Below are 25,165 nucleotides of genomic sequence, written 5' to 3'. Positions count from 1 at the left end.
TTGCATATGAAAACCCTGAAAAACTGGACCGTCGATAAGCAGTCTGCGAATCATCTGGAGCTGCTGGTGGATAATCAGCACCGCCTGTGCCTGTATGTGCTGGAACAAAACCTGTTCCGCGTGCTGATTAAGCGCAAAGGCGAGCTGGCGCTGGACCGCACCTGGAGCATCGCGCCGGAACAGGACGTGCCGTGGGAAGGCCGCCATCGTGACGACTTGAGCGGTTTCTCCTGCCCGGCCTGGACCCTGACGCAGCAGGATGACGCAGTGACGGTGGCAACCGAGCAGCTGCGCGTCACCATCCACCAGCCCCTGTGGCTGGAGTGGTACTACCGCAATGACGCAGGCGAGTGGCAGCCGCTGGTCAATGACCGCCCCACCAGCGCCTACCTGCTGAACGCCCACGGCGATGGCGTGGCGCACTATCTCAGCCGCCGCAAGGACGAGCGTTTTTACGGCCTGGGCGAGAAAGCGGGCGATCTGCAGCGCAACGGCAAGCGCTACGAGATGCGCAACCTGGACGCCATGGGCTATAACGCCGCCAGCACCGACCCGCTCTACAAGCACATTCCGTTTACCCTCACCCGCCGCGATGACGTGAGCTACGGCCTGTTCTACGACAACCTGAGCAGCTGCTGGCTGGATCTGGGCAACGAGATCGACAACTATCACACCGCCTATCGCCGCTGGCAGGCAGAAGCGGGCGACATCGACTACTACCTCTTTACCGGCGCGCGCGCGCTGGACGTCACCAAAGCCTTCGTGCGCCTGACCGGGAAAACGCTGTTTGGGCCGAAGTGGAGCCTGGGCTACAGCGGCTCGACCATGCACTACACCGACGCACCGGACGCGCAGAATCAGCTGATGAACTTCATCCGCCTGTGCGAAGAGCACGCCATTCCGTGCGATTCGTTCCAGCTCTCGTCCGGCTATACCTCCATCAACGGCAAGCGCTACGTCTTCAACTGGAACTACGACAAGGTGCCGCAGCCGAAGGCGATGAGCCAGGCCTTCCACGACGCGGGACTGAAGCTTGCGGCCAACATCAAGCCGTGCCTGCTGCAGGATCATCCCCGCTATAACGAAGTGGCGGAGAGCGGCCTGTTCATTCGTGATTCAGAAACCGATGCACCGGAACGTTCCAGCTTCTGGGATGACGAAGGCTCGCACCTCGACTTTACCAACCCGCAGACGGTGCAGTGGTGGCAGAACGGCGTGACCACGCAGTTGCTGGAGATGGGTATCGACTCCACCTGGAACGACAACAACGAGTATGAAGTGTGGGACGGGGAAGCCCGCTGCTTTGGCTTCGGCAAGGAGATCGCCATCAAGCATATTCGCCCGGTGATGCCGCTGCTGATGATGCGCGCCTCGCTGGAAGCGCAGCAGCGCTTTGCGCCGGAAAAACGCCCGTATCTCATCTCCCGCTCCGGCTGCGCCGGAATGCAGCGCTACGTTCAGACCTGGAGCGGCGACAACCGCACTAACTGGGACACCCTGCGCTATAACATCCGCATGGGGCTGGGCATGAGCCTGTCCGGATTATTCAACGTCGGGCACGACGTCGGCGGTTTCTCCGGCGACAAGCCGGACGCCGAGCTGTTCGTGCGCTGGGTGCAGAACGGCGTAATGCACCCGCGCTTTACCATCCATTCCTGGAATGACGATCGCACCGTGAACGAGCCGTGGATGTATCCGGGCGTCACGCCTGCCATTCGCGGCGCGATTGAGCTGCGCTACCGCCTGCTGCCGTATCTCTACACCCTGCTCTGGCAGGCGCACGCCGACGACGAGCCGATGCTGCGTCCGACCTTCCTCGACCACGAGCACGACGCGCAGACCTTCGAAGAGTGCGATGACTTCCTGCTGGGCCGCGACCTGCTGGTCGCCAGCGTCGTCGAAGCCGGGCAGCGCGAGCGCCGCGTCTGGCTGCCAGATAACGAAACGGGCTGGTACGATTTTTACACCCACGCGTGGTATGCGGGCGGGCAATCCATCGTCCTTGATGCGCCGCTGGAAAAACTGCCGCTGCTGGTGCGCGCCGGGGCCGGTCTGCCGTTGAGCGAGCGCATCACGCATGTGAGTGCTGAAAAAGATACGACCCGCGAGCTGAAGCTGTTCCCGGTTAAAGGCGTCGGCACAACCACGGGGCTGCTGTTTGAAGACGACGGTGAAAGCTGGGGCTATCAGAAGGGCAATGCGCTGTGGGTGGAATGGGAAATGGAGTGTGATGGCGCAACCATCAACCTGAAGGTCAACGCGCGCGGGGATTATCGTCCTGCGTGGAAGGCGCTGAAGGTGTCGTTACCGGCGGGGGAAAAACGTACGCTGCGGGTGAATGGGGTTGAAGGGAGCGAGTGGGTGATGTAGTGCGGCCTGATGCCCTCACCCTAACCCTCTCCCACTGGGAGAGGGAATAAAGGCACGACGCCTTTCCCTAAGTATTTCGCGCTGCAGGAAGGCGGCAAACCTGTGAATCCCCGGGAGCTTACATAAGTAAGTGACCGGGGTGAACAGGTGAAGCCAACGCATCTGCAGCGTGAAAGACGACGGGAAATTAGCCGTCGATACCTTTACTGCGCAGATAATCTTCGTAGTTACCGGTGAAGTCCACCACGCGCTCTGGCGTAATTTCGATCACGCGGGTCGCCAGTGAACTGACGAACTCACGGTCGTGAGAGACGAAGATCAGGGTGCCCTGATACATCTCCAGCGCCATGTTCAGCGATTCGATCGATTCCATGTCCAGGTGGTTGGTCGGTTCGTCCATCACCAGAATGTTCGGTTTTTCCATCATCAGCTTGCCGAAGAGCATGCGGCCTTTTTCACCACCGGAGAGCACTTTGGCCGGCTTTTTGATGTCGTCCTGGCTGAACAGCAGACGCCCCAGAATGCTGCGCACCGCCTGCTCGTCGTCGCCTTCCTGCTTCCACTGGCTCATCCAGTCGAAGACGGTCAGGTCATTTTCGAACTCGTACTCATGATCCTGCGCGTAGTAGCCAATCTGCGCGTTCTCGGACCACTTCACGGTGCCGTTGTCCGGCTGCAGTTCACCCACCAGGGTTTTCAGCAGGGTAGATTTACCCACGCCGTTAGCGCCCAGAATGGCAATCTTCTCGCCCACTTCCAGCAACAGGTTGAAGTTTTTAAACAGCGGGCCTTCATCAAAGCCTTTGGTAAGCGCCTCAACTTCCAGCGCGTTACGGAACAGCTTCTTGTCCTGCTCAAAGCGAATGAACGGGTTCTGACGGCTGGAGGCTTTAACCTCTTCCAGCTTGATTTTGTCGATCTGACGGGCACGCGATGTTGCCTGACGGGATTTAGAGGCGTTGGCGCTGAAGCGGCTCACGAAGGATTGCAGGTCCGCAATCTGCGCTTTCTTCTTGGCGTTGTCGGCAAGCAGACGTTCACGCGCCTGGGTGGCTGCCGTCATGTACTCGTCGTAGTTGCCCGGATATACGCGCAGCTCACCGTAGTCCAGATCCGCCATGTGCGTACAGACCATGTTCAGGAAGTGACGGTCGTGCGAGATGATGATCATGGTGCTGTCGCGGTCGTTCAGCGTCTGCTCCAGCCAGCGGATGGTATCGATGTCCAGGTTGTTCGTTGGTTCGTCGAGCAGCAGGATGTCCGGGTTAGAGAACAGCGCCTGCGCCAGCAGCACGCGCAGCTTCCAGCCTGGCGCGACTTCGCTCATCGGGCCGTAATGCTGTTCAACCGGAATGCCGACGCCCAGCAGCAACTCGCCCGCACGCGCTTCCGCGGAGTAGCCGTCCATTTCGCCGTACTGGGTTTCCAGGTCGGCCACTTTATAGCCGTCTTCTTCGCTCATTTCGGCGAGACCGTAGATACGATCGCGCTCTTGCTTCACTTCCCACAGCTCCGCGTGCCCCATGATCACGGTGTCGAGCACGGTGAACTCTTCGAAAGCGAACTGATCCTGACGCAGCTTACCGATACGCTCGTTCGGATCGAGCGACACGTTGCCCAGCGTCGGCTCTAAATCGCCGCCGAGGATCTTCATAAAGGTGGATTTTCCGCTACCGTTGGCACCAATCAGGCCGTAACGGTTGCCGCCGCCAAATTTGACGGAAATGTTTTCGAACAGCGGCTTACTGCCAAACTGCATAGTGACGTTGCTGGTAACTAACACGGAGAGATTCCTGCGAAAAGTGTGATAAACACGGCATTATGCCACAATTCCGAATTGAGATCCCGTGTTGCGGCAATCCACTAAACTTTAACAAAATCGAAAAAAATGTGATTTCGTACACATCTGAATTCCCTGTTAGCGGGAATGCACATATAATGCGCTCCCATCACAGATTCAGACTTATCAACTCATCGCCTGAATGGCTTAGATACCTCGCACAACATGAACATGAAATTAACAACGCTTTTTGCGGCGGCGTTAGCCGTAGTAGGTTTTTGTAAGACCGCGTCTGCGGTGACGTATCCCCTGCCGACAGACGGAAGCCGTCTGGTGGGTCAAAACCAGGTGGTGACGGTGCCTGAGGGTAACTCTCAGCCGCTGGAGTATTTCGCCGCGCAGTACCAGCTGGGCCTGTCCAACATGCTGGAAGCGAACCCGGGCGTTGACCCGTATCTGCCAAAAGCAGGTACCGTGCTGAATATTCCTCAGCAGCTGATCCTGCCGGATACCGTTCATGAAGGCATCGTGATTAACAGCGCCGAAATGCGTCTGTATTACTACCCGAAAGGCACCAACACCGTTATCGTGCTGCCAATCGGTATCGGCCAGCTGGGCAAAGACACCCCGCTGAACTGGACCACCAAAGTAGAGCGTAAGAAAGCGGGCCCAACCTGGACGCCGACGGCTAAAATGCACGCGGAATACATCGCTGCGGGCGAACCGCTGCCCGCCGTTGTGCCAGCCGGCCCGGATAACCCGATGGGCCTGTACGCGCTGTACATTGGCCGTCTGTACGCCATCCACGGCACCAACGCCAACTTCGGTATCGGCCTGCGCGTGAGCCACGGCTGCGTACGCCTGCGTAACGACGACATCAAGTTCCTGTTCGAGAACGTGCCGGTTGGTACGCGCGTGCAGTTCATCAACGAACCGGTGAAAGCGACGTCTGAGCCAGACGGCAGCCGCTACATCGAAGTGCACAACCCGCTGTCCACCAGCGAAGACCAGATCAACAACAACGAGATCGTGCCGATTACGCTGAACAGCGCGGTGCAGTCCGTGACCTCTCAGCCAGACGTGGAAACCACCATCGTCGACCAGGCGATTCAGAACCGTTCGGGTATGCCGGTGCGTCTGAATTAATCACGCGTATTAAAAAAGCGGGCTTCGAGGCCCGCTTTTTTTTATCCGTTATTCACGATAACAATCCCGCCGTGGTCGTAGCGATAGTGGCAGTGGGCATACTCCAGCGGCGTGCCATCTTCCAGATAAATGACCTGCTCCACCTCCAGCACCGGATCGGTTTCCTCACAGACCAGATGCTCTCTGTCCAGCGCGCTGGGCTTTAGCGCCCGCACGACCCGGTATGACCCCATAATTTTCAGCCCCAGGGTTTCCTGAACGTACTGAAACACTGACCCTTCAAGATGGTTTTTCGTCAGGCCCGGCACCAGATTCATCGGCATCACCGTGGAATCCAGCGACATCGGTTCGCCGTTCAGTAAACGCAGGCGAATGAAGTCGTAGATCGGCGCATCGGCGTTAATCATCAGCGACGCCTGCTCTTTTTCGTTCGGGAAGCGCAGTTCGAAATGCACCACCTGGCTCGTCACCGTACCCAGATGCGCCCAGGTTTTGGTCGCGCCAAAGTAGTCGCTGCCGGAGAGATCCCACTGCGAGAGCTGGAGGAAGTTTTTGCGGATGAACGTCCCCTGTCCCTGACGGGTGTAGACCAGCCCTTCGACGATCAGCTGGCGCATCGCCTGCTGAATAGTCATCCGGCTGGTGCTGAACTCCGCCGCCAGTGCAAACTGGTCCGGCAGGGGTTCGTTGGCGGCGTACTGCTGGCTGATAATGCGTTTCTTAATTTCCCGCGCTATGGTGATGTACTTCGCCGCCATCGTCCTTCCTTTCTGTTAGTTTTCTATCCCGCTGTTTTTCAAGGCCACTCGCTCGGCAATTTTGAGGAAAGGCAGGTAGAAGAATACACCAAATACGATGATTGCCAACTGGACCACCACGGCACGCCAGTCCCCCGCCGTCGCCAGCCAGGCGCTGAGGATCGGCGGCGTGGTCCACGGGATCATAACCACGCAGCGGGACATTAACCCCAGCGTGGTACAGAGCCACGCAAAATAAATGCCGATGGCGGGCAGCAGCACAAACGGGATCATCAGCGGCAGGTTAAAGACGATCGGCAGGCCGAAAATCACCGGCTCGTTGATGTTGAATAAGCCAGGTGCCAGCGACAGACGCGCCACCTGCTTCGCCGATTGTTGCCGCGAGAAGATAAAGATGGCGATCAGCAGCGAGATCGTGCTGCCCGTGCCGCCCACCATGCCAAACGTCGGCACGAAAATATTGTTGATGATGTGCGGGATCGGCTGTCCGTTGGCGAAGGCCAGCATGTTCTCGTTGGTGTTAATCAGCAAAAACGGCTCCAGCACCACGCTGTTGACCACCGACTGATGAATGCCGAGCGTGAACAGGAAGTTGCCGAAGCTGTAGATGAAAATCGTCCCCGGCAGGCTGGTATTGATCAGCCGCAGCGGCTGCTGGATAAAGGTCGTAATGAGGTGGATCAGGTCCGTATGCAGCACGTTCGCCAGCAGCGCCGCCAGCACGGCGAACAGGGAGAGCGTGAGGATCGTCGGGATCAGCGCGGTAAAGGATTTGCTCACCGCCGGGGGCACGTTTTCCCCCAGCGAAATGTGCAGCGCCTTCAGCCGCGAAATGGCGATGAACAGCTCGGTGGAGAGCAGCCCAATCAGCACCCCGGCGAAAATCCCGGTGGAACCGATATTGGCGAAGGTCAGCACCTGCGTGACGTTCACCGCAACCTCGCTGCCAACGGGCGTTACCTGTAAGCGCATCGGCATCATGATGATAAAGCTGCTGACAGCGATAACCACTGCCGAGACCGGATTGTCGAAATCTTTGTTGCGCGCCAGCGACCAGGCAATCATCGGCGCCAGCAGCAGCGCGGCGATGTTCAGCGTGCCGTTAATAATCGCCTCGCCCCACACCTTACACTGTGTGAGCGTGTCGCCCTCAAAAATCCACGGGAACACCACGTTGTTCACCAGCACCGCCAGACCGGCGAGGATGAAAATCGGCATCACCGTGGCGAAGGCGTCGCGCAGGGATCGCAGGTGCACCTGGTTTGCCAGGCGCGCCGAGAACTCAACAAATTTGTCGACAAAAGACTGCATGTGCGGTGTTATTTTTGCTTCAGACATAGCGGAGTGTTCCCATCAATCAGTCACAAAAACGGCCCGGCAGCGTACGGCTTACATCTCGCGTCCGTTGGTATGGATAACCTGTTTTAACCACGCGTAGCTCTTCTTCGGCACGCGCTTAAGGTCTTTCAGGTCGTGATTCTCGCGGTTGACATAGACCACACCGTAGCGCTTACGCATGTCCCCCTGCGAGCTGAGAATGTCAATTAACCCCCAGCCGAGATAGCCAATGACCTCTGCGCCATCCTCGAATATGGCTTCCTTCATGGCCTCGATATGCGCCCGGTGGTAGTCGATGCGGTAGGTGTCCTCAATCGGGTTGACCCCGTCCCAGGACTCAATCACCCCAATACCGTTTTCAATCGGGAAGACCGGCATGCGCCAGTCGTTGGCATAGCGGGTGATGATGGTGCGAAAGCCCAGCGGGTCGATCTGCCAGTTCCACTCGGTGGCCTTCAGGTACGGATTGTTTTTCTCGCCGTGCAGCAGGTAATAGTTGACCGGCGTGCCTTCCGGGATCGCATCGCTGTCCAGCGTTTTGCTGGCGTAGTAGCTGAAGGCCATAAAGTCGTTCTTCGTGCGCGCAAACAGCGCGAGATCGTCGGCGCGGTAGATATCGCCGAAGCCCTCCTGCTCTACCACCGCCATCACCGCCGGACTGTAGCCCTGGCCCGCGAAGACGCGCAGCAGGTTCTGGTTGAGGAACTCGTCATACTGCTGGGCGCAGAAGATATCACGCGGTTTGCAGGTGGCCGGATAAACCAGCTGGTGCGCCAGCATGCCCCCCATCAGCTGGCCCGGTTTCGTCTGGTGCAGATATTCGGTCAGCGACATGTGCGCCACCATCGCATGGTGCTGAAGCTCATACAGCTCGCGCAGGGTTTTCTCGCCTTTCATATAGCCGGAAATGCGGAACGCTTCCGGCATATGGAAGATGTTCTGCTCGTTAAAGGTCAGCCAGTACTTTACCCGGTCGCCGAAGCAGTCGATCATCTTTTTGCCGTAGCGGATAAAAGCCTCCACCACGCGGCGATCGTTGAAGCCGTTATACTCCTGCGCCAGCGCCAGCGGCATGTCGAAGTGGTAGAGGCAGACCATCGGCTCGATGCCGCGGGCGATGAGATCGTCAATAAAGCGGTCGTAAAAGGCGATACCCTCGTCGTTAAAATCGCCTTCACCCTGCGGGCAGACGCGGCTCCAGGAGATCTGGAAGCGGTAGCAGTTCATGCCCAGATCCTGCATCAGGTCGAAATCTTCCCGGTAGCGGTGGTAGGAGTCGGTGGCCACTTTCCAGTCAGAGATATTTTCACCGGCTTCGCGAATGTCGTACACCGACATCCCCTTTCCGCCCTCATTCCAGGCCCCTTCCGTCTGCATGCTCGACACCGAGTTGCCCCATAAGAAGTTGGCTGGCAGTGATTGATTCATGGTTGCCTCCTATATGACTAGTCATTTAAATAATATGACTAGTCATATAGCCGGAGATGAAATTTCGATCAAAGGGGAGGAACGATTTTTGTGAGATGGGTTTGAATAATGACGAGGGATGTCTTGCGAACTGCGCCCTGGCAGCAAGTCATATTGCTGCCAGACGTAAATGAGTCTGCGCAATTCAGGGGAAAGATACCGAACCGCCGAACTCCATATAGATTTTTGCCAGATTATTTAACTGGTTAAAGCGATTTTCATACAGTGCCAGTTCGGCCTGACGGCGTTTCTCCTGAGCATCAAGCCAGAAAGAAATTCGCACCGCGCCCTGGCGATAGCGAACTTCGTTTAACCTCTCTGATTTTTTCGCCAGTTCCAGGCCTTCACGTAGAAGCGTCTCCTGTTCCAGGAGTTGATGACGCAAAGCAAGCGCATCTTCTATGCTACTCATCGCCTTGTAAAGTTCCTGTTTAAACTCCAGAACCCGTTGCTCGTAGTCGTTGCGGGCAATCTTCACGTCCATGCCCCTTTCTCTCCATTCCAGGAACGGCAGGGTCAGGTTTGCTCCAACAGAGCCTACAGGATTTTCCAGGAAGGCCATAAGGCTGCTGCTGCTGGTGCCAAGCGAGCCGGTCAGACTAAACGCTGGATAAAATGCAGTACGCTGGACATCAACGGTGGCCAATGCTTCCCGTACCCGCCACTCTTTAGCGCTGATATCGGGTCGATGCCGCAGCACGTTGACCGGGATCTTTCCACTGACCTGCGGCAGTGGTCCCATTGGTAACGTTTTCGGTTCGACTATCGCGCTGCCCGGCGCGGTTCCAAGCAAAACGGCTTGCTGATTGAGCGCCTGTAAACGTTCATTCTTCAACGCCGCCAGCCTGTTTTCCTGCGAAAGCACGCCCTGCTGAGCATCCACAACATCCAGAGAGGAGGCACCGCCCGCGGCATAGCGCGCGTTAGCCAGGCGCAGCGTCTCTTTTGCATAGTCGATGCTTTGTTGCAGGACAGACAGCTGCTGGTTAATAAAGCCTAAGCGCCAGTAATTATTACTGGCATTTGAAAGCAGCGTCAGGCGTGCAGAACGCAGATCCTCTTCCGAGGCAAAACGTGCCCACGCCTTCGCATCGCGCTGCCGCGCTATTTTGCCCCACAGATCCAGCTCATAGCTGGTATTAATACTGGCAACGCTGCCCCTGCTCCAGTGGGCTGAGCTGTTCAGCTGTTTTTTACCGTCAAGCGCGAGCGAACCTTTTAGTCCCGGATCGTTTGTGATGCCAATCCGCTCTTCTTCCAGGCGGGCGCGATAAACACGCAATACTGCTCCAGCGACATCGTTATTGCGCACCATCACCTGCCGCAGCCAGCCGTCGAGGTCTGGATCGTTAAAGGCCTGCCAGTCGAACGGCATCCTCTCCTCCGCAGCATCCGCCTGATACCAGTTGGCAGGGTATTTCACCTCAGGAGGCTGATAGTCGCTTTTCAGAGAGTCGGCGCAGCCAGCACTAAGCAGGACAGCAAGGCATACCGTTAAAGGGGATAATATTTTCATGGGTTACTCGCTGGCCAGTGAAACGACCGGATCCATCCTTGCTGCCTTGCGGGCAGGGAGATAACCAAAGATCATGCCGATTAAAGTTGAGCAGAAGAATGCGGCAGCAGCGGCCTGCCACGAATAAATGGCGGTGAAAATGCCCCCTGCCAGCGCGGTGAACAGCGCTCCGGCGGCATACGACAGTGCAATACCTAACACTCCGCCTATTAGACATACCAGCACAGCCTCAATCATAAACTGCTGCATGATATCGCCCTGACGCGCACCGACCGCCATTCGTACGCCAATCTCATGGGTCCGTTCCGTGACCGACACCAGCATGATATTCATCACCCCAATGCTGCCGATCATCAGCGAGATGCAGGCCACCATCAGAATCAGGATGCTAAAGGTCATTGAGGTCCGTTCGATTGATTGTCGAATCTGCTCGAAATTATAAAGCTGGAAGTCTTTCACGCCGTGGCGTTGAGTGAGAAGCTGAGAAATAGCGCTGACCGCTGCCTCGTTGGCAACATCATCCTTAAGCCTTACGCTGATGCTGGTCAACACCGGTTTTCCTGTCATTCGATACATCACCGTGCTGTAAGGCATCCAGACGTTAATGCGATTAGGCGCATAGCTTCGGCTGTTCCCTTTGGCGATGCCGACAACCCGTGCAGGCACGGAACCCAGAAAAACGATTTGCCCAAGTGCCTTGAGTCCCGCATCGTCAAATAACGCCTTGCGGGCGTTTTCATCAATGATGACTTCCTGCGAGGCATTTCGATCGTCCTGGAAAGTTGATCCCTGCAACAGTTCAATACCGTTTACGCGAAAATGATCGCGCCCAACGCCATTGATCGTGGCGGTAGCGGATTTACCCAGAAAGCGAATGTTGTCGGAAGCGTTAACTTCGGGGCTGACGCTGTCAACAAACCCCTGCTTTGCTAATGCTTCGGCGTCTGCCGGGACCAGTGTACGAATGGCTTCAGTGCTGTCGTCAAAGAAATCCCTTCCCGGGTAGATGCTCACCACGTTGGTTCCAAGCTCCTTGATATTATCAAGGGTTCGCTGTTTCGCGCCTTCTCCCAGTGCCACCACCGTAACAACCGCGGCGATACCAAAAATAATGCCCGTCATGGTTAACGTCGTGCGCAGGCGATGCGCATTCATCGCTTTTAACGCCATGTGCAGGGATTCACGGGTACGGTCAACAATACTTTGCCACCAGCTTTGCTGAACGCTGTCAGGTCGTTTAAGGGCAACCCCGGAGGTAACACGACTGCCGGTATCAGAAATAATTTCACCGTCACGCAGCTCAATAATACGGTTAGCATGCTGCGCTACCTTCATATCATGTGTCACCATAACCACGGTATGGCCACGCCGATTCAGTTCACTGAGTATTGACAGTACCTCCTGACCGGACTGCGTATCCAGCGCGCCGGTGGGTTCATCCGCCAGAATGATTTCACCGCCGTTAATCAGCGAGCGGGCAATACTCACACGCTGCTGCTGGCCGCCTGAAAGCTCTCCCGGCTTATGATGTTCACGACCTTCCAGCCCGAGTCTTCCAAGCAATGTCGCCGCGCGCAGACGGCGCTTTTCGCGCTCACTGTTGGCATAAATCGCCGGAATTTCAACGTTACTTAACGCGCTCAGGTCGGGCATTAAATGATAACGCTGGAAGATAAAACCGATGTGCTCACGGCGGATCCTTGCCAGATCGTCAGGTGAAAGCTGGGCGGCATTTTGACCGCTGATAAAGTAATCGCCACAATCAGGGACATCGAGACAGCCCATAATATTCATCAGGGTTGACTTACCGGAACCGGAGGCGCCGATGATCGCGACCATCTCCCCAGCAGCGATAGTCAAATCAATCCCTTTAAGCACGGTGAGATCCTGTCCACCGTTCCTGTAGGTGCGGCTGATGCCCTTGAGTTCTATGATATTACTCAAGATACAAACCCTTCCCCGGGCGCTTTTTCACCCGGCTGCGATAACACAACATGTTCCCCGACTTTTACACCGTCCAGGATCTGGATATCCACACTGTTAGTAATGCCGGTTTTGACCTCACGGGTTTCCAGCCGGTTATCACTGGTCAATATCTGCACCTGCTGTTTGTTGCCACTCACCTTGTGCACAGCCTGAATCGGCACCAGTAACGTATTTTTAGCTTCTCCAGCCAGCAAGGTCACCTGTGCTGTCATGGCAATTCGCAGCCGATTTTCTGGATTGGGGACATCCAGCAGCGCGTTGTAGTACACCGAAGCATTTGACGTGCCTGACCCTGAGGCTGAGCTACTGCTGGCAAGGCTATCATCTTTCATAACCGACTCAGGTGCCAGTTCAACGGTACGTAACGTGGCGTCATAATGCTTATCCGGCTCAGAGAAAATGGTGAATCTGGCTTTCTGTCCCGGTGAAATTCGCGTGATATCCGCCTCAGAGATCTGGGCTTTAATTGTCATCACGTCCAGACGTGCGAGTTTGATAATGGTCGGCGCACTTTGGCTGGAGTTAACCGTTTGGCCCTGTTGGGTGACAACGGCAATAACAATGCCGTCCATGGGAGCAACAACTTTTGTATAACCCAAATCGACCTTTTTCTTGTCGACATCAATTTGCGCCTGGACGAGTTTGGCATTCAGTGCCGATAGCTCAGCGCGGGTACTGGCCAGCGTGGTTTCAGCCGTTTCGAAATCTTCTCTCGAGCTGGCATCCTCATTTAACATCTGGCGCTGGCGCTTAAAACGCAATGAGGCTTGCTTCAACTGCGCCTGCTTAGCCTGAAGGTCCGCTTTTACCACGTTGAGAGCAGCTTCTGCGTTGCGTAAATCATTCCGCTGCGGCACGTCATCAATTTCAGCGATGAGCTGCCCTTTAGTGACACGATCGCCTAACTTCACCTTCAGCGACTTAACCTGGCCAGAAACCTGTGCCCCAACGTTGACCCGCTCAATCGCATCAATTCGACCGGTAGCAAGTACGGCGTTTTCAATATCGCCGATGCGTACTGGAGCGGTAACATACTCAGGAACCTCGGGGCTTCTCAGGAAGAAGAACAAGGCGATGCTAAAAATAATTAGCAGAGCCGCAGCACAGGTCATTACGCGTCGGGGAGGGAATTTTGTTAACATTACGCAGGTTTTCCATAACGATAAACAGCAGTGAATCTGGCATCATAGTAACATCGCCAGTATTTACGGGAGGTAAACCAGCGCTATTTGGTGAAGTAGCGTCATCGTAGACCCCCGCCATCAATTACACAGAATCACCAGGTCCGCCTGTAAACCGCCGCAAGCGTGGGATTTTGTGCCTAAATCCACAGAGTCCCCTTTTGCTGAGCCCCACCTGCGATTTTTCCCATAATCGATTCATTGTGCATTAAGTGCTTAATTATAGTTGCAACTCACATATGATAATAGTAATTATTATCATTAGCATTTGCACTGATGGTTTATCTGGCAAGGTATACAGAGGTATCAGGAAACAAGCCTCTCCAGGTTTGTTGAACGGTCTCACACTCAACAAATGCATCTGAACACCGCGGCGTGGCAGCACGACGCCGCCTGGGCTGTTCAAAAGGACAACGGCGCGTAAGCGTTAATGGAAGCCGGGACAAGGAATTCCCGATTCACCAGCCTACGTCACGGAATAGTCAGCGACAGGACCGTTCGTAAGGCTGATGAAACTCAAAAAGGACGCAGCGTCTGTCAAAGCAGGCTTAACGAAAATTAACGTCCTGCTGCTGGCATATGACTGCGTCGACTTCCTGATTTAGTTCGTCAAGCGGAGAGGGATTTTCTCATGCGTATTTTGTTTGTAGGCCCGCCTCTCTATGGGCTGCTGTATCCTGTGCTGTCTCTGGCACAGGCGTTTCGCGTTAACGGCCATGAAGTGCTGATCGCCAGCGGAGGAAAATTCGCCCAAAAAGCGGCAGAAGCAGGGCTGGTGGTATTTGACGCCGCACCCGGTTTTGATTCTGAAGCTGACTATCGCCGCCGCGAGGCACAGCGAAAAGAAAGCAACATCGGCACAAAAATGGGCAACTTCTCATTCTTCAGCGAAGAGATGGCCGACCACCTGGTGGAGTTTGCCGGACACTGGCGGCCCGATCTCATCATCTACCCGCCGCTCGGCGTCATCGGGCCTCTGATTGCCGCCAAATACGATATACCGGTCGTAATGCAAACCGTCGGCTTCGGCCATACGCCCTGGCATATCAAAGGCGTAACGCGTTCGCTCGCGGACGCCTATCATCGCCACGGCGTTGGGGCCGCACCGCGCGATATGGCCTGGATCGACGTAACACCACCGAGCATGAGCATTCTTGAAAACGACGGAGAACCCATTATTCCCATGCAGTACGTCCCGTACAACGGCGGCGCGGTGTGGGAACCGTGGTGGGAGAGGACGCCCGACCGTAAACGTCTGCTGGTGAGTCTCGGTACCGTCAAACCGATGGTCGACGGCCTTGACCTGATCGCCTGGGTGATGGATTCCGCCAGTGAAGTCGATGCCGAGATCATCCTGCATCTTTCGGCCAATGCGCGGTCGGATCTGCGCTCACTGCCCTCAAATGTTCGCCTGGTCGACTGGATACCCATGGGAGCCTTCCTGAACGGCGCAGATGGCTTCATTCATCATGGTGGCGCGGGCAATACCCTGACGGCACTGCACGCCGGTATTCCACAGATCGTCTTCGGCCAGGGTGCCGATCGCCCGGTAAATGCCCGCGCTGTTGTCGAACGCGGCTGCGGGATCATCCCCGGCGACGACGGCCTGTCGAGCAGCATGATCAATGCTTTCCTCGACAATCGCGCGCTTCGCGACGCCTCTGAAGAGGTAGCGGCGGAAATGGCAGCGCAACCCTGTCCGAGCGAGGTGGCGAAAAGCCTGATCGCGAGGGTACAGAAAGGGTAGCCACTACGCCGTCATGACGATCATACGCCAGCACGCATCCAGGAGATACGCCCGTAACAATGCGGGACCGGATCGGGCTGGCGCTTTTTTTTGCACAGCGATCCGACTTGGATCCTATTGTTTACAGACGGAGGAGGCTTAATGCCTGCGACTCACTCTCCCACTCCTGCGCGGTCCTGGATAGTTCGCCTGGCACGCGTGTGCTGGGAACGTAAGAAACTTAGCATCATCGTAGTGGTAGCGTCGGTCTCGACCATTCTGCTGGCCGCGCTGACGCCGTTGCTGACAAGGCAAGCGGTGAACGACGCGCTGGCGGGCAATCCGACTCGTCTGCCGTGGCTGGCCTGCGGGCTATTGCTGATTGCCTTTTTTGATTTCATCGGTAACTACGTGCGCCGCGGTTATGCCGGGGAGCTCTCGCTCTGGGTGCAGCACACCATGCGAGGACGGGCATTCGACAGTATTCAAAAACTTGACGGCGCAGGCCAGGACGCACTGCGCACCGGGCAGGTGATTTCACGGACCAACAGCGATCTGCAGCAGGTGCATACCCTGCTACAGATGTGCCCGGTGCCGCTGGCGGTGTTCACTTATTACATTGCCGGCATTGCCGTGATGCTGTGGATGTCACCCGCCATGACGCTCATCGTCGTGTGCGTACTGGCATGCCTGGCTATCACTGCGCTGCGCGCACGTCGCCGGGTCTTTGCGCAAACCGGGCTGGCCTCGGACCGACTGGCAAATCTCACCGAACATATGCGCGAGGTGCTGGCGCAGATCTCAGTGGTAAAATCCTGCGTGGCGGAGCTGCGTGAAACGCGCTGGCTGGATCGCCAGTCGCGGCAGATGGTGCGGGTACGCATCGGCGCGGCCATCTCGCAGGCGATGCCAGGTGCCACCATGCTGGCGCTCCCGGTGCTCGGGCAAATCGTCCTGCTGTGCTACGGCGGCTGGTCGGTTATGCACGGGCGCATCGATCTCGGCACCTTCGTGGCGTTTGCCAGCTTCCTCGCGATGCTGACCGGGCCAACCCGTGTACTGGCATCGTTTCTGGTTATCGCCCAGCGCACCCAGGCGTCCGTGGAGCGCGTGTTTGCTCTGATCGACACCCGTTCGCAGATGGAAGACGGGACGGAGACGGTTAACGGTCAGGTTATCGGGCTGCAACTGGAGAATATGAGCTTCGAGTACCGTGGCGGCAGACGCATCCTCAGCGATGTCTCCTTTTCCCTGCACGCCGGTGAAACGGTGGCGGTAGTGGGCGCATCGGGTTCCGGGAAATCCACGCTGCTGATGCTGCTGGCGCGTTTTTACGATCCCAGCGCCGGAGAGATATGGCTCAACACCAGCGCAGGCCGACAGAACCTCCGCGATCTCAGGCTGGAGGCGCTTCGTCGTCGGGTAGGCGTTGTGTTTGAGGATGCTTTTCTGTTTGCCGGTACGGTGGCGGAAAATATCGCCTACGGGCACCCTCAGGCAACGGCGGACGACATTCGCCTCGCGGCGAGGGCAGCAGGAGCCAGCGATTTTATCAACGCCCTGCCGAAAGGTTTCGATACCCAATTAACCGAACGCGGTACGAATCTTTCCGGCGGACAGAGGCAGCGAATCGCGCTGGCACGGGCGCTCATTACCGCGCCGGAAGTGTTGATCCTCGATGACACCACCTCGGCGGTCGATGCCGGTACTGAAGCGGAGATCAACACCGCGCTGAGTCGCTATGCTGACGAAAAGCATATGCTGCTGGTGATTGCCCGACGCCGTTCGACGCTTCAGTTAGCCAGCCGGATTGTGGTGCTGGATAAGGGCCGGGTGGTGGACACCGGAACCCAGGCAGAACTTGAAGCGCGCTGTCCGGCGTTCCGCGCGCTGATGACCGGCGACGGCGATTTCCTCGCGCCTTCCCACAGTGGGCCTAACGGATTGTGGCCGGCCGTACCAGCGCCACAAGACGATGCGGCGCAGACGGGGGATAAAGGCTTTGTCGCCCGTATGACGCGCGTGCCGGAAAATGCAGTACAGCAGGCGCTGGCCGGTAAAGGCCGCAAAGTCACGTCGCTGCTGAAGCCCGTGGCGTGGATGTTCGTCATCGCCGCCCTGCTGATCGCCCTCGATTCGGCGGCAGGCGTCGGGGTACTTATACTGCTGCAGCGCGGCATTGACTCCGGCGTTGCCACAGGCGATATGTCGACTATCGGCCTCAGTGCCCTATTCGCCCTGTGCCTGGTGGCCGTGAGCTGGTGCTGTTATTCACTACAGACTGTCTTCGCCGCCAGAGCGGCAGAGTCAGTCCAGCATACGGTGCGCTTGCGCAGCTTCGGCCATATGCTGCGTCTTGGTCTCCCATGGCATGAAAAGCATGTCGATTCGCGTCTGACCCGCATGACCGTAGATGTGGACTCTCTCGCCCGCTTTCTGCAAAACGGCCTTGCCGGTGCAGCCACCAGCCTGGTGACAATGTTCGCCATCGCCGCCGCCATGTTCTGGCTCGACCCGCTCCTGGCGCTGACGGCATTAAGCGCGGTGCCAGTGGTCGCACTGGCAACCTGGATTTATCGCCGCCTCAGCTCCCCTGCTTATGCGCAGGCGCGGCTGGAAATAGGCAAAGTCAACAGCACCCTGCAGGAGAAAGTCTCCGGCTTGCGCGTTGTGCAATCGCATGGCCAGCAGGAACAGGAAGCCGCCCGGCTGCGCGCGTTATCGGATCGGTTCCGTGCGACCCGCGTACGTGCGCAAAAATACCTTGCCGTCTATTTCCCGTTCCTGACCTTCTGCACCGAGGCCTCCTATGCCGCCGTTCTTCTGGTGGGTGCATCGCGAGTCGCCGAAGGCGAAATGACCGCCGGGGTGCTGGCGGCTTTCTTCCTGCTGCTGGGGCAATTCTATGGGCCAGTGCAGCAGTTATCAGGAATTGTCGACGCCTGGCAGCAGGCGACGGCCAGCGGCAAACATATCAATGAACTGCTGGCGACCGAAGGCACAGAGAACATCGAGCCCTCTTCCGCACCGCCCGCCACCGGCGCGCTGCATCTTGATGAGGTCACGTTCAGTTATCCCGACAGTCCTCAACCCGCGCTGAACAAACTTACCCTGACAATCCCTGAGGGAAGGGTCGTCGCGGTCGTTGGTCGCAGCGGTGCGGGTAAGTCAACGCTGATTAAGCTGATCGCCGGATTGTATTCCCCCACCCACGGCAGGATCAGCATTGGCGATCGGATAATTGATGATGCCTCGCTTGCCGATTACCGTCGCCAGATTGGGCTGGTCGATCAGGATGTGGCGTTGTTTAGTGGTGATATAGCGGAAAACATTCGTTATTCACGGCCATCCAGTACCAATGACGACGTTGAGATTGCCTCTCAACAGGCAGGGCTGTATGAGACGGTGCGCAATCTGCCGCAGGGATTCCGCACACAGGTGAATAACGGCGGTGCCGATCTGTCCGCAGGTCAGCGCCAGCTGATTGCGCTGGCCCGCACACAACTGGCGAATGCTCACATCCTGCTGCTCGATGAAGCCACGTCACACCTGGATCGCACATCCGAAGAGCGATTGATGTCATCGTTAACAGACGTCGCGCACGCCGGGAAGCACCTGGCGCTGATTGTGGCGCACCGTCTGACCACCGCGCAGCGCTGCGATCTGATTGCCGTTATCGATAAGGGGCAGCTTGCGGAATACGGCACCCACGAACAGCTGTTAGCGGCCGGCGGCCTCTACACCCGCTTGTGGCATGACAGCGTCGGCAGCTCTGTTCCCCATCGCCAGCACGACATCACGGGGGAAATCGTGGAAGAGTAATTGCGCACGTAAGACATTACAAAACACGCGCTAAAGCGGCTGTTCCCGGAATAGCCGCTTTAGCTATTTATACTGACACCCTTCATATTCAAAGAGAGTGAATGCTGAACATGCAACAACATCCCTCTGCTATCGCCAGGCTGCGCAGCCAGCTGGCAGCAGGCCACATTGCTAACCTTTCTGACTTCTGGCGAGACGCTGAGTCGCTAAATGTACCGCTGGTGACGCCAGTCGACGGAGCGAAAGACGAGCGTGATGTGACATTTCTGTGGCGCGCCAGGCACCCTCTACAGGGCGTTTACCTGCGTCTGAATCGGGTGACGGATAAAGAGCACGTGGCGAAAGGGATGATGACCGCCCTTCCCGCGACGGATATCTGGACTCTGACACTGCGTTTACCCGCAAGCTACTGCGGCTCCTATTCGCTGGTGGAAATCCCCCCCGGCACCCCGGCCGAGACGATTGCACAGTCCGGAGGCCGCTTTGCTACCCTCGTCGGGCACGCCGATCCGCTAAACAAAACGCCGGGGATCAACGTTCGGGGAAGCACACAGGAGTCGGTGCTGGCGCTTGATAAAGCCCCCGCCCAGTCCGAATGGCGCGGCGGGTCACCCAGCGGGCAATTGCTTACCTCGGCGCGCACTCTCGCCGGGGAATCGCGCCGGGTTCGGCTCTATCTGCCGGACGTTGATGTTTCGCAGCCCCTCGGCCTGGTGGTACTGCCCGATGGTGAAACCTGGTTCGATCACCTTGGCGTATGCGCGGCAATTGACGCCGCCATAAACAACGGACGCATCGTGCCTGTGGCTGTACTTGGCATCGATAATATCGATGAACACGAGCGAACTGCGATACTCGGCGGGCGCAGCGAGCTGATAAAGGATATCGCCGGCCAGTTGTTGCCGACGATCCGCGCCGAACACCCGCAGCGGCGGTGGGCAGACCGTTCGCGCACCGTGCTGGCCGGACAGAGCCTCGGCGGGGTCAGCGCGCTCATGGCCGCTCGTTACGCACCGGAAACGTTCGGGCTGACGCTCAGCCACTCCCCTTCGATGTGGTGGACGCCAGAGGGTGCCAGCCGGCCAAACGTGTTCAGCGAAACCGATTCGTCATGGGTGAGCGAACATCTGCTTTCTGCCCCGCCGCAGGGCGTGCGCATCCGCCTGTGCGTGGGATCGCTGGAAGGTTCGACGGTACCCCACGTTCAGCGGCTGCATCAGCAGTTGCTTACCGCTGGCGTCGACAGCCATTGCGCAATGTATACCGGGGGTCACGATTACGCATGGTGGCGCGGCGCACTGATTGACGGGCTTGGTTTACTCCAGGGTTGACTTGACCCGCGAACACTTTCAGGCAACTGTACAGGCTTCCTGAATAAAGAAAATGTCACCTGCGGAAAAGGAATAAACATCAGATGTATGCCCGCGAGTATCGCCCAACACGCTCACGCAAGGCGCTTGTCACTCTTCTTTCTGGTCTCACCCTTATCTGGAATGCGCACGCTTTCGCAAAGCCGGATATGCAGCCACTGGGGCCGAATATCGCCGATAAAGGCTCTGCGTTTTACCATTTCAGCGTCAACTCGTTCGACTCCGCCGATGGCAGCCGCCATTATCGGGTATGGACGGCCGTGCCAAATAAAGCCGCACCGGCGTCGGGCTACCCGATTTTATATATGCTCGACGGCAACGCAGTTATGGACCGCCTGAACGACGACCTGCTCAAACAGCTGGCAGAAAAATCACCGCCGGTGATTGTGGCTGTCGGGTATCAGACCAACCTCCCCTTCGATCTCAACGGCAGGGCCTACGACTATACGCCAGCAGCAGAAAGCGGCAAAACGGATACCCGCAACGGGCGTTTTAGCCGTAAGAGTGGGGGTAGCAACGACTTTCGCCAGTTACTGGAAACGCGTATAGCGCCAAAGGTGGAACAGGGATTGAATATCGAGCGGCAGCGTCGCGGCCTGTGGGGGCACTCCTACGGCGGCCTGTTCGTGCTGGATGCATGGCTGTCTTCCCCTTATTTCCGGACGTATTACAGCGCCAGCCCGTCGTTGGGCAGAGGCCATGATGCGCTACTGAGCCGCATCACGGCGGTTGAGCCGTCGCAATACTGCGCCAGGCGCCTGATGATAATGGAAGGTTCGGCGACGCCGGGCGATAACCGGGAAACGCATGCTGCCGGAGTGCTGACGAAAATTCATGCCACCCTCGCCACGCTGGAAGATAAAGGCGTCAATGCCGCCTTTTGGGATTTCCCAAACCTGGGACACGGGCCGATGTTCAACGCCTCCTTCCGCGGAGCGCTGTTAGATATCAGTGGTGAAAACGCAGGTAACACAGCAGGCTGTCATTCATTAAGCCGCTAAACACTGCCCGCCTTGACGCGGGCAGTACACCTGTAACACTACGATCAAAATGACGCGGTAACACCGGCATAATAAGCCCGGCCAGGCTCGTTATAGGTATTCGCCCCTTCGGAAGATCGGTAAATCTGTTTATCTAAGATATTGCTGACACCAACGTTAAGACGCAGATTTTTATTAATATTGTAATTAAAGTTCGTCCCCACCAGCGAATAAGCGCCCAGCTCTTTACCTGACAGACCGCCAGTATCTTCACTACGAGTTTCCGAATGAGTACGCGGTTTTTGTCTGCCGTATAACGTCCAGTTGACGCTGGCAGAGAACGCCTGGGTGATGGTCCAGTCAAGCGAGTTATTAATGGTGTATTTCGGGATGATCGACAGCGGGTTACCGGTGTCTTTTTGCTCCGAGGTGATCATCCAGGTGGCATTGGTATTCCAGTTCAGACGATCTTTCACCAGCGGGAACGCCATGCTGGCTTCGATACCGTCCACCAGCGCTTTCCCGCCGTTCTGCCACTGGAGAATATATGCGCCGGAAGCGGTTTGCCCGATAACATTATCGCCGGCCACGATCTTATTCTGGTAGTCATTGCGGAAGTAGGTCACGCTGGCATGGTAATCTTCCCAGGCGAACTCCAGCCCAATTTCTTTATTGATGCTAATTTCCGGATCGAGATCTTTATTACCGATCAGGTAGCAGCCGCCCGATGTAATATCTTTTGGACAACCGTTGCCTTTCGAGTAGAGCAGATAACCTTCGCTGGATTGATACAGGTTTGGTGCTTTAAAGGTTCGGGCAATCCCCGCTTTGACTTTGAAGTAATCGCCCAATTCCTGCGAGAGGTTCAGGCTGGGGCTGAAGTTACCGCCGGACTCGTTGAGATAATCAAAGCGCAGGCCGGGAATGATATTCGTGCCGGGAACCGGCTCAATATTATCTTCAATATACAGCGCACTGATTTGGGAATGGTTTTTACTGCTGCGATCCGCAGCCGAGCCAGAAATGCCGCCGATATCACTGTCATCCACGGTCAGGCTGGTAGAGGAAGGATCGTCGAGCTCATCGCGGCTCCACTCCGCACCCACGGTCAGCGTTTGATCGACCAGCGCATTCAGCGGAATATTAAGCTCGCCGCTGGTTCGCCAGGAGCTCAGGCGATTGGTCGTGAACTTTTCATCCGCCGAAATACGCCCTTCACCGCCACCGGATAATCCTTCATTCATGCGGGTGTTATTGGTTTTCTCATAATAGACACCAAAATGGCTTTGACCCCAGTCCCAGATACCATTGTGCGTAACGCCATAATTCTGCCGGTAAAGGCGGTTCGTCTCCTCGCCGGATTTCGCCAGGCTTTCAGTGACGGCACTGGAAGAACTATTTTGCGTATCGCCCGCATAGATATTCCCCTGACGGCTATATCCGGCTTCGAAATCGATAATTTGCTGCGGATTTAATTTCCACGAGACAACGCCGTTAATATCTTTGTTACGCACCCCTTCATGCCCGGCCGCGTTTTTCGTACCGGCCGAGGAGTTAATATCCCAGCTGTCGGCATCGGTTTTATTCAGGTTTCCGTACAGGCGCATGGTCAGCGCATCGCCAGCCAGCGGCCCGCTAAGGCTGAAGTTGGCGCGACGCGTAGCGCCTTCGTCGCTGCTTTCCGGCTGGTTGGTGTATAACGACAGCGAACCGTGCCAGTCGTTGGTAGGGCGTTTGGTAATGATGTTCACCACCCCGCCCGCTGCGCCCGAACCGTAGCGTGCCGCCGCAGGGCCGCGGATCACTTCAATACGCTCAACCTGTTCCGGTGGCACCCAGTTGGTGTCGCCGCGGGTATCACGCTCTCCACGCCAGCTATAACGCACGGCGTTGCGCGACGTCACCGGCACACCATCAATTAAAATTAAGGTGTTCTCCGGCCCCATGCCGCGAATGTCGATCTGGCGGTTATTACCACGTGTACCCGAGGCGCTGTTGCCGGTCAGATTGACACCGGGCATTTTGCGAATAATATCGGAGAGATCGTTGACCGGAGGGTTCTTTTTAATATCTTCGCTGGTAATAATCGACACGCCCGGCTGCTGTTTGAGTACCTGCTCAGCGGTGGCTTCCACCACCAGGGTCTCGTCGTTATCATCGGAGGATTTTGCCAGTGATACCTGACTGTTCAACCCTGCCAGGAGCGCAGTGAGCGGCCAGAAGATCTTGATAATTCTCATACCCATTCCCTAATACATGCCTAACGTAAAAGTGATCGATCGTTAAGCTCACATCCTTGCCAGATATTTTAAACTGCCATTATTTTTATAATAAGAATGATAATTAATATCATTTGGAGAGAATTAAGGCAATCCTTAATACACGGATGCGCGCATTAATGAAACGCACGCATTGGCCCGGAGTGATTCTTCCCGGGTACCACCCTGTGCGTTCGTAAAGCTGGCATACTGAAACAGCGGAAGAAGAGAACAGCCCATTGGTATTTCGTGTAGTGACATAACGTTAATATGTCATTACAAGGGAACGCAGCCCCGGTAAGCGCAAGCGCCACCGGGGAAAGAAAGGTTACTGCTGCGCGAGCTGATTGCGGCGATACTCCCCCTGCCGCTCCAGCATCCAGCCAGGATATTCCCGCGGCAGCGCGCTCACCGCATCAAGCTGCTGAAGCTCGTCTTCGCTGAGACGGATCCCGGTGGCGGCAATGTTGTCGTCCAGCTGTTCAACGCGTTTCGCGCCAATGATGACGCTGGTCACCGCCTTCTGGTGCAGCAGCCACGCCAGCGCGATTTGTGCGACGGAGACGCCCTTACTTTCGGCAATCACGCGCATCACGTCCACGCAGTCAAAGGCGCGATCTTTGTCCACCGGCGGGAAGTCGAACGCCAGACGGCGGCTACCGGCTTCGCTCTGCCCGTCGCGACCATATTTTCCGCTCAGCAGGCCGCCCGCCAGCGGGCTCCAGACCATCAGCCCGACGCCTTCGCTCTGCATCATCGGCACCAGCTCGCGCTCAAGATCGCGCCCGGCGATGGTGTAGTACGCCTGCAATGACGCAAAACGCGCCAGCCCCAGACGCTCGGAAATCCCGAGCGCTTTGGCTATCTGCCACGCCGCCCAGTTCGAGACGCCGATGTAGCGCACGTGGCCGTGCTGCACCAGGTTATCCAGCGCATACAGCGTCTCCTCAATCGGCGTGGCCGGATCGAAACCGTGAAGCTGATAGAGATCGATATGATCGAGCTGCAGGCGGCGCAGGCTCTCCTTCACGCTGCTGATGATGTGATAGCGTGAGCTGCCGCGCGAGTTCACTCCTGCCGTCCCGGTTTCGCCAAATACTTTAGTCGCAACCACCACGTTCTCGCGCGGGATTTTCAGGTTTTTCAGCGCCTGGCCGAGGATCGCCTCCGAGCGCCCTTCCGAGTAAACGTCCGCGGTATCGATAAAGTTGATCCCGGCATCCAGCGCACGGCCCACCAGCTGTTCTGCTTCGCTCTGCTGGAGCTGACCAATCTTGCCCCACATGCCGCCTTCTCCGCCGAAGGTCATGGTGCCGAGGCACAGTTCAGAAACAAACAGACCGGTGTTGCCCAGTTTTTGATAACGCATAAGATAATCCTCGCATGTCGATTGGGTACCCGATAGTTATACCCGCCCCTCAGCCATCGCGAATGTGGCGTTCCTGTCCGTTTCTTGCCCAATCCTCT

15 protein-coding genes are annotated in these 25,165 nt (G+C 56.8%); 6 read left to right on the top strand and 9 right to left on the bottom strand.

The genetic code is table 11. The features are described 5' to 3' along the window. Positions 1–6: 6 nt before the first annotated feature. Positions 7–2,370 (top strand): glycoside hydrolase family 31 protein, encoded by a 2,364-nt coding sequence (locus AC2FAJ_RS09350; protein ID WP_485454068.1) that lies wholly within the window; start codon positions 7–9, stop codon positions 2,368–2,370. A 187-nt stretch (positions 2,371–2,557) separates the two neighbouring features. Here the strand turns inward: AC2FAJ_RS09350 and AC2FAJ_RS09345 are convergent, their stop codons facing one another. Further along, positions 2,558–4,153 carry an ABC-F family ATPase gene (locus AC2FAJ_RS09345; RefSeq protein ID WP_041910703.1) on the bottom strand — a complete coding sequence of 532 codons (1,596 nt, stop codon included), beginning with the start codon at positions 4,151–4,153 and terminating at the stop codon, positions 2,558–2,560. Positions 4,154–4,375: 222 nt separating this feature from the next. Between AC2FAJ_RS09345 and ldtB the strand changes: the two genes are divergently transcribed. Then, positions 4,376–5,296 carry a L,D-transpeptidase gene (gene ldtB / locus AC2FAJ_RS09340; protein ID WP_008501186.1) on the top strand — a complete coding sequence of 307 codons (921 nt, stop codon included), beginning with the start codon at positions 4,376–4,378 and terminating at the stop codon, positions 5,294–5,296. Positions 5,297–5,337: 41 nt separating this feature from the next. Here the strand turns inward: ldtB and AC2FAJ_RS09335 are convergent, their stop codons facing one another. The 6 genes from AC2FAJ_RS09335 to etsA all read right to left on the bottom strand — a co-directional run bounded on the left by AC2FAJ_RS09335 (position 5,338) and on the right by etsA (position 13,503). Beyond that, positions 5,338–6,054: a GntR family transcriptional regulator gene (locus AC2FAJ_RS09335; RefSeq protein WP_025912880.1), complete on the bottom strand. Its 717-nt coding sequence runs from the start codon at positions 6,052–6,054 to the stop codon at positions 5,338–5,340. Positions 6,055–6,069: 15 nt separating this feature from the next. Further along, positions 6,070–7,392: a PTS sugar transporter subunit IIC gene (locus AC2FAJ_RS09330; protein ID WP_485454067.1), complete on the bottom strand. Its 1,323-nt coding sequence runs from the start codon at positions 7,390–7,392 to the stop codon at positions 6,070–6,072. A gap of 51 nt (positions 7,393–7,443) precedes the next feature. After that, positions 7,444–8,820: a glycoside hydrolase family 1 protein gene (locus AC2FAJ_RS09325; RefSeq protein ID WP_485454066.1), complete on the bottom strand. Its 1,377-nt coding sequence runs from the start codon at positions 8,818–8,820 to the stop codon at positions 7,444–7,446. Positions 8,821–9,004: 184 nt separating this feature from the next. Continuing rightward, the gene (gene etsC / locus AC2FAJ_RS09320; protein WP_041910708.1) at positions 9,005–10,375 is read right to left on the bottom strand and encodes a macrolide efflux RND transporter outer membrane subunit EtsC; all 1,371 of its coding nucleotides are present in this window, start codon (positions 10,373–10,375) and stop codon (positions 9,005–9,007) included. A 3-nt stretch (positions 10,376–10,378) separates the two neighbouring features. Next, positions 10,379–12,319: a MacB family efflux pump subunit gene (locus AC2FAJ_RS09315; RefSeq protein ID WP_485454065.1), complete on the bottom strand. Its 1,941-nt coding sequence runs from the start codon at positions 12,317–12,319 to the stop codon at positions 10,379–10,381. Continuing rightward, positions 12,316–13,503, bottom strand: a complete 1,188-nt coding sequence (gene etsA, locus AC2FAJ_RS09310; RefSeq protein WP_023303343.1) for a macrolide efflux RND transporter periplasmic adaptor subunit EtsA — start codon at positions 13,501–13,503, stop codon at positions 12,316–12,318. The genes AC2FAJ_RS09315 and etsA overlap by 4 nt, the downstream gene beginning before the upstream one ends. A gap of 670 nt (positions 13,504–14,173) precedes the next feature. Here etsA and iroB point away from each other — a divergent pair. The 4 genes from iroB to AC2FAJ_RS09290 all read left to right on the top strand — a co-directional run bounded on the left by iroB (position 14,174) and on the right by AC2FAJ_RS09290 (position 21,461). After that, positions 14,174–15,289 carry a salmochelin biosynthesis C-glycosyltransferase IroB gene (iroB, locus tag AC2FAJ_RS09305; protein WP_017384908.1) on the top strand — a complete coding sequence of 372 codons (1,116 nt, stop codon included), beginning with the start codon at positions 14,174–14,176 and terminating at the stop codon, positions 15,287–15,289. A gap of 141 nt (positions 15,290–15,430) precedes the next feature. Beyond that, on the top strand, positions 15,431–19,090 hold the full coding sequence (gene iroC, locus AC2FAJ_RS09300; protein WP_485454064.1) for a salmochelin/enterobactin export ABC transporter IroC: 3,660 nt from the start codon (positions 15,431–15,433) through the stop codon (positions 19,088–19,090). A gap of 101 nt (positions 19,091–19,191) precedes the next feature. Continuing rightward, entirely contained in the window at positions 19,192–20,421 is a 1,230-nt protein-coding gene (locus AC2FAJ_RS09295; protein WP_047362743.1) for an alpha/beta hydrolase-fold protein, read from the top strand. Between the two features lie 83 nt (positions 20,422–20,504). Further along, the gene (locus AC2FAJ_RS09290) at positions 20,505–21,461 is read left to right on the top strand and encodes an alpha/beta hydrolase (RefSeq protein WP_485454063.1); all 957 of its coding nucleotides are present in this window, start codon (positions 20,505–20,507) and stop codon (positions 21,459–21,461) included. Positions 21,462–21,505: 44 nt separating this feature from the next. Here AC2FAJ_RS09290 and iroN read toward each other — a convergent pair whose 3' ends face one another. Continuing rightward, positions 21,506–23,680: a siderophore salmochelin receptor IroN gene (iroN, locus tag AC2FAJ_RS09285; protein WP_485454062.1), complete on the bottom strand. Its 2,175-nt coding sequence runs from the start codon at positions 23,678–23,680 to the stop codon at positions 21,506–21,508. 346 nt (positions 23,681–24,026) lie between these two features. Then, the gene (locus AC2FAJ_RS09280) at positions 24,027–25,067 is read right to left on the bottom strand and encodes an aldo/keto reductase (protein ID WP_041910712.1); all 1,041 of its coding nucleotides are present in this window, start codon (positions 25,065–25,067) and stop codon (positions 24,027–24,029) included. Positions 25,068–25,165 lie beyond the last annotated feature (98 nt).

Source organism: Enterobacter cloacae complex sp. 385G4 (assembly GCF_057320665.1).
This window is presented reverse-complemented; position numbering and strand designations above follow the sequence as displayed.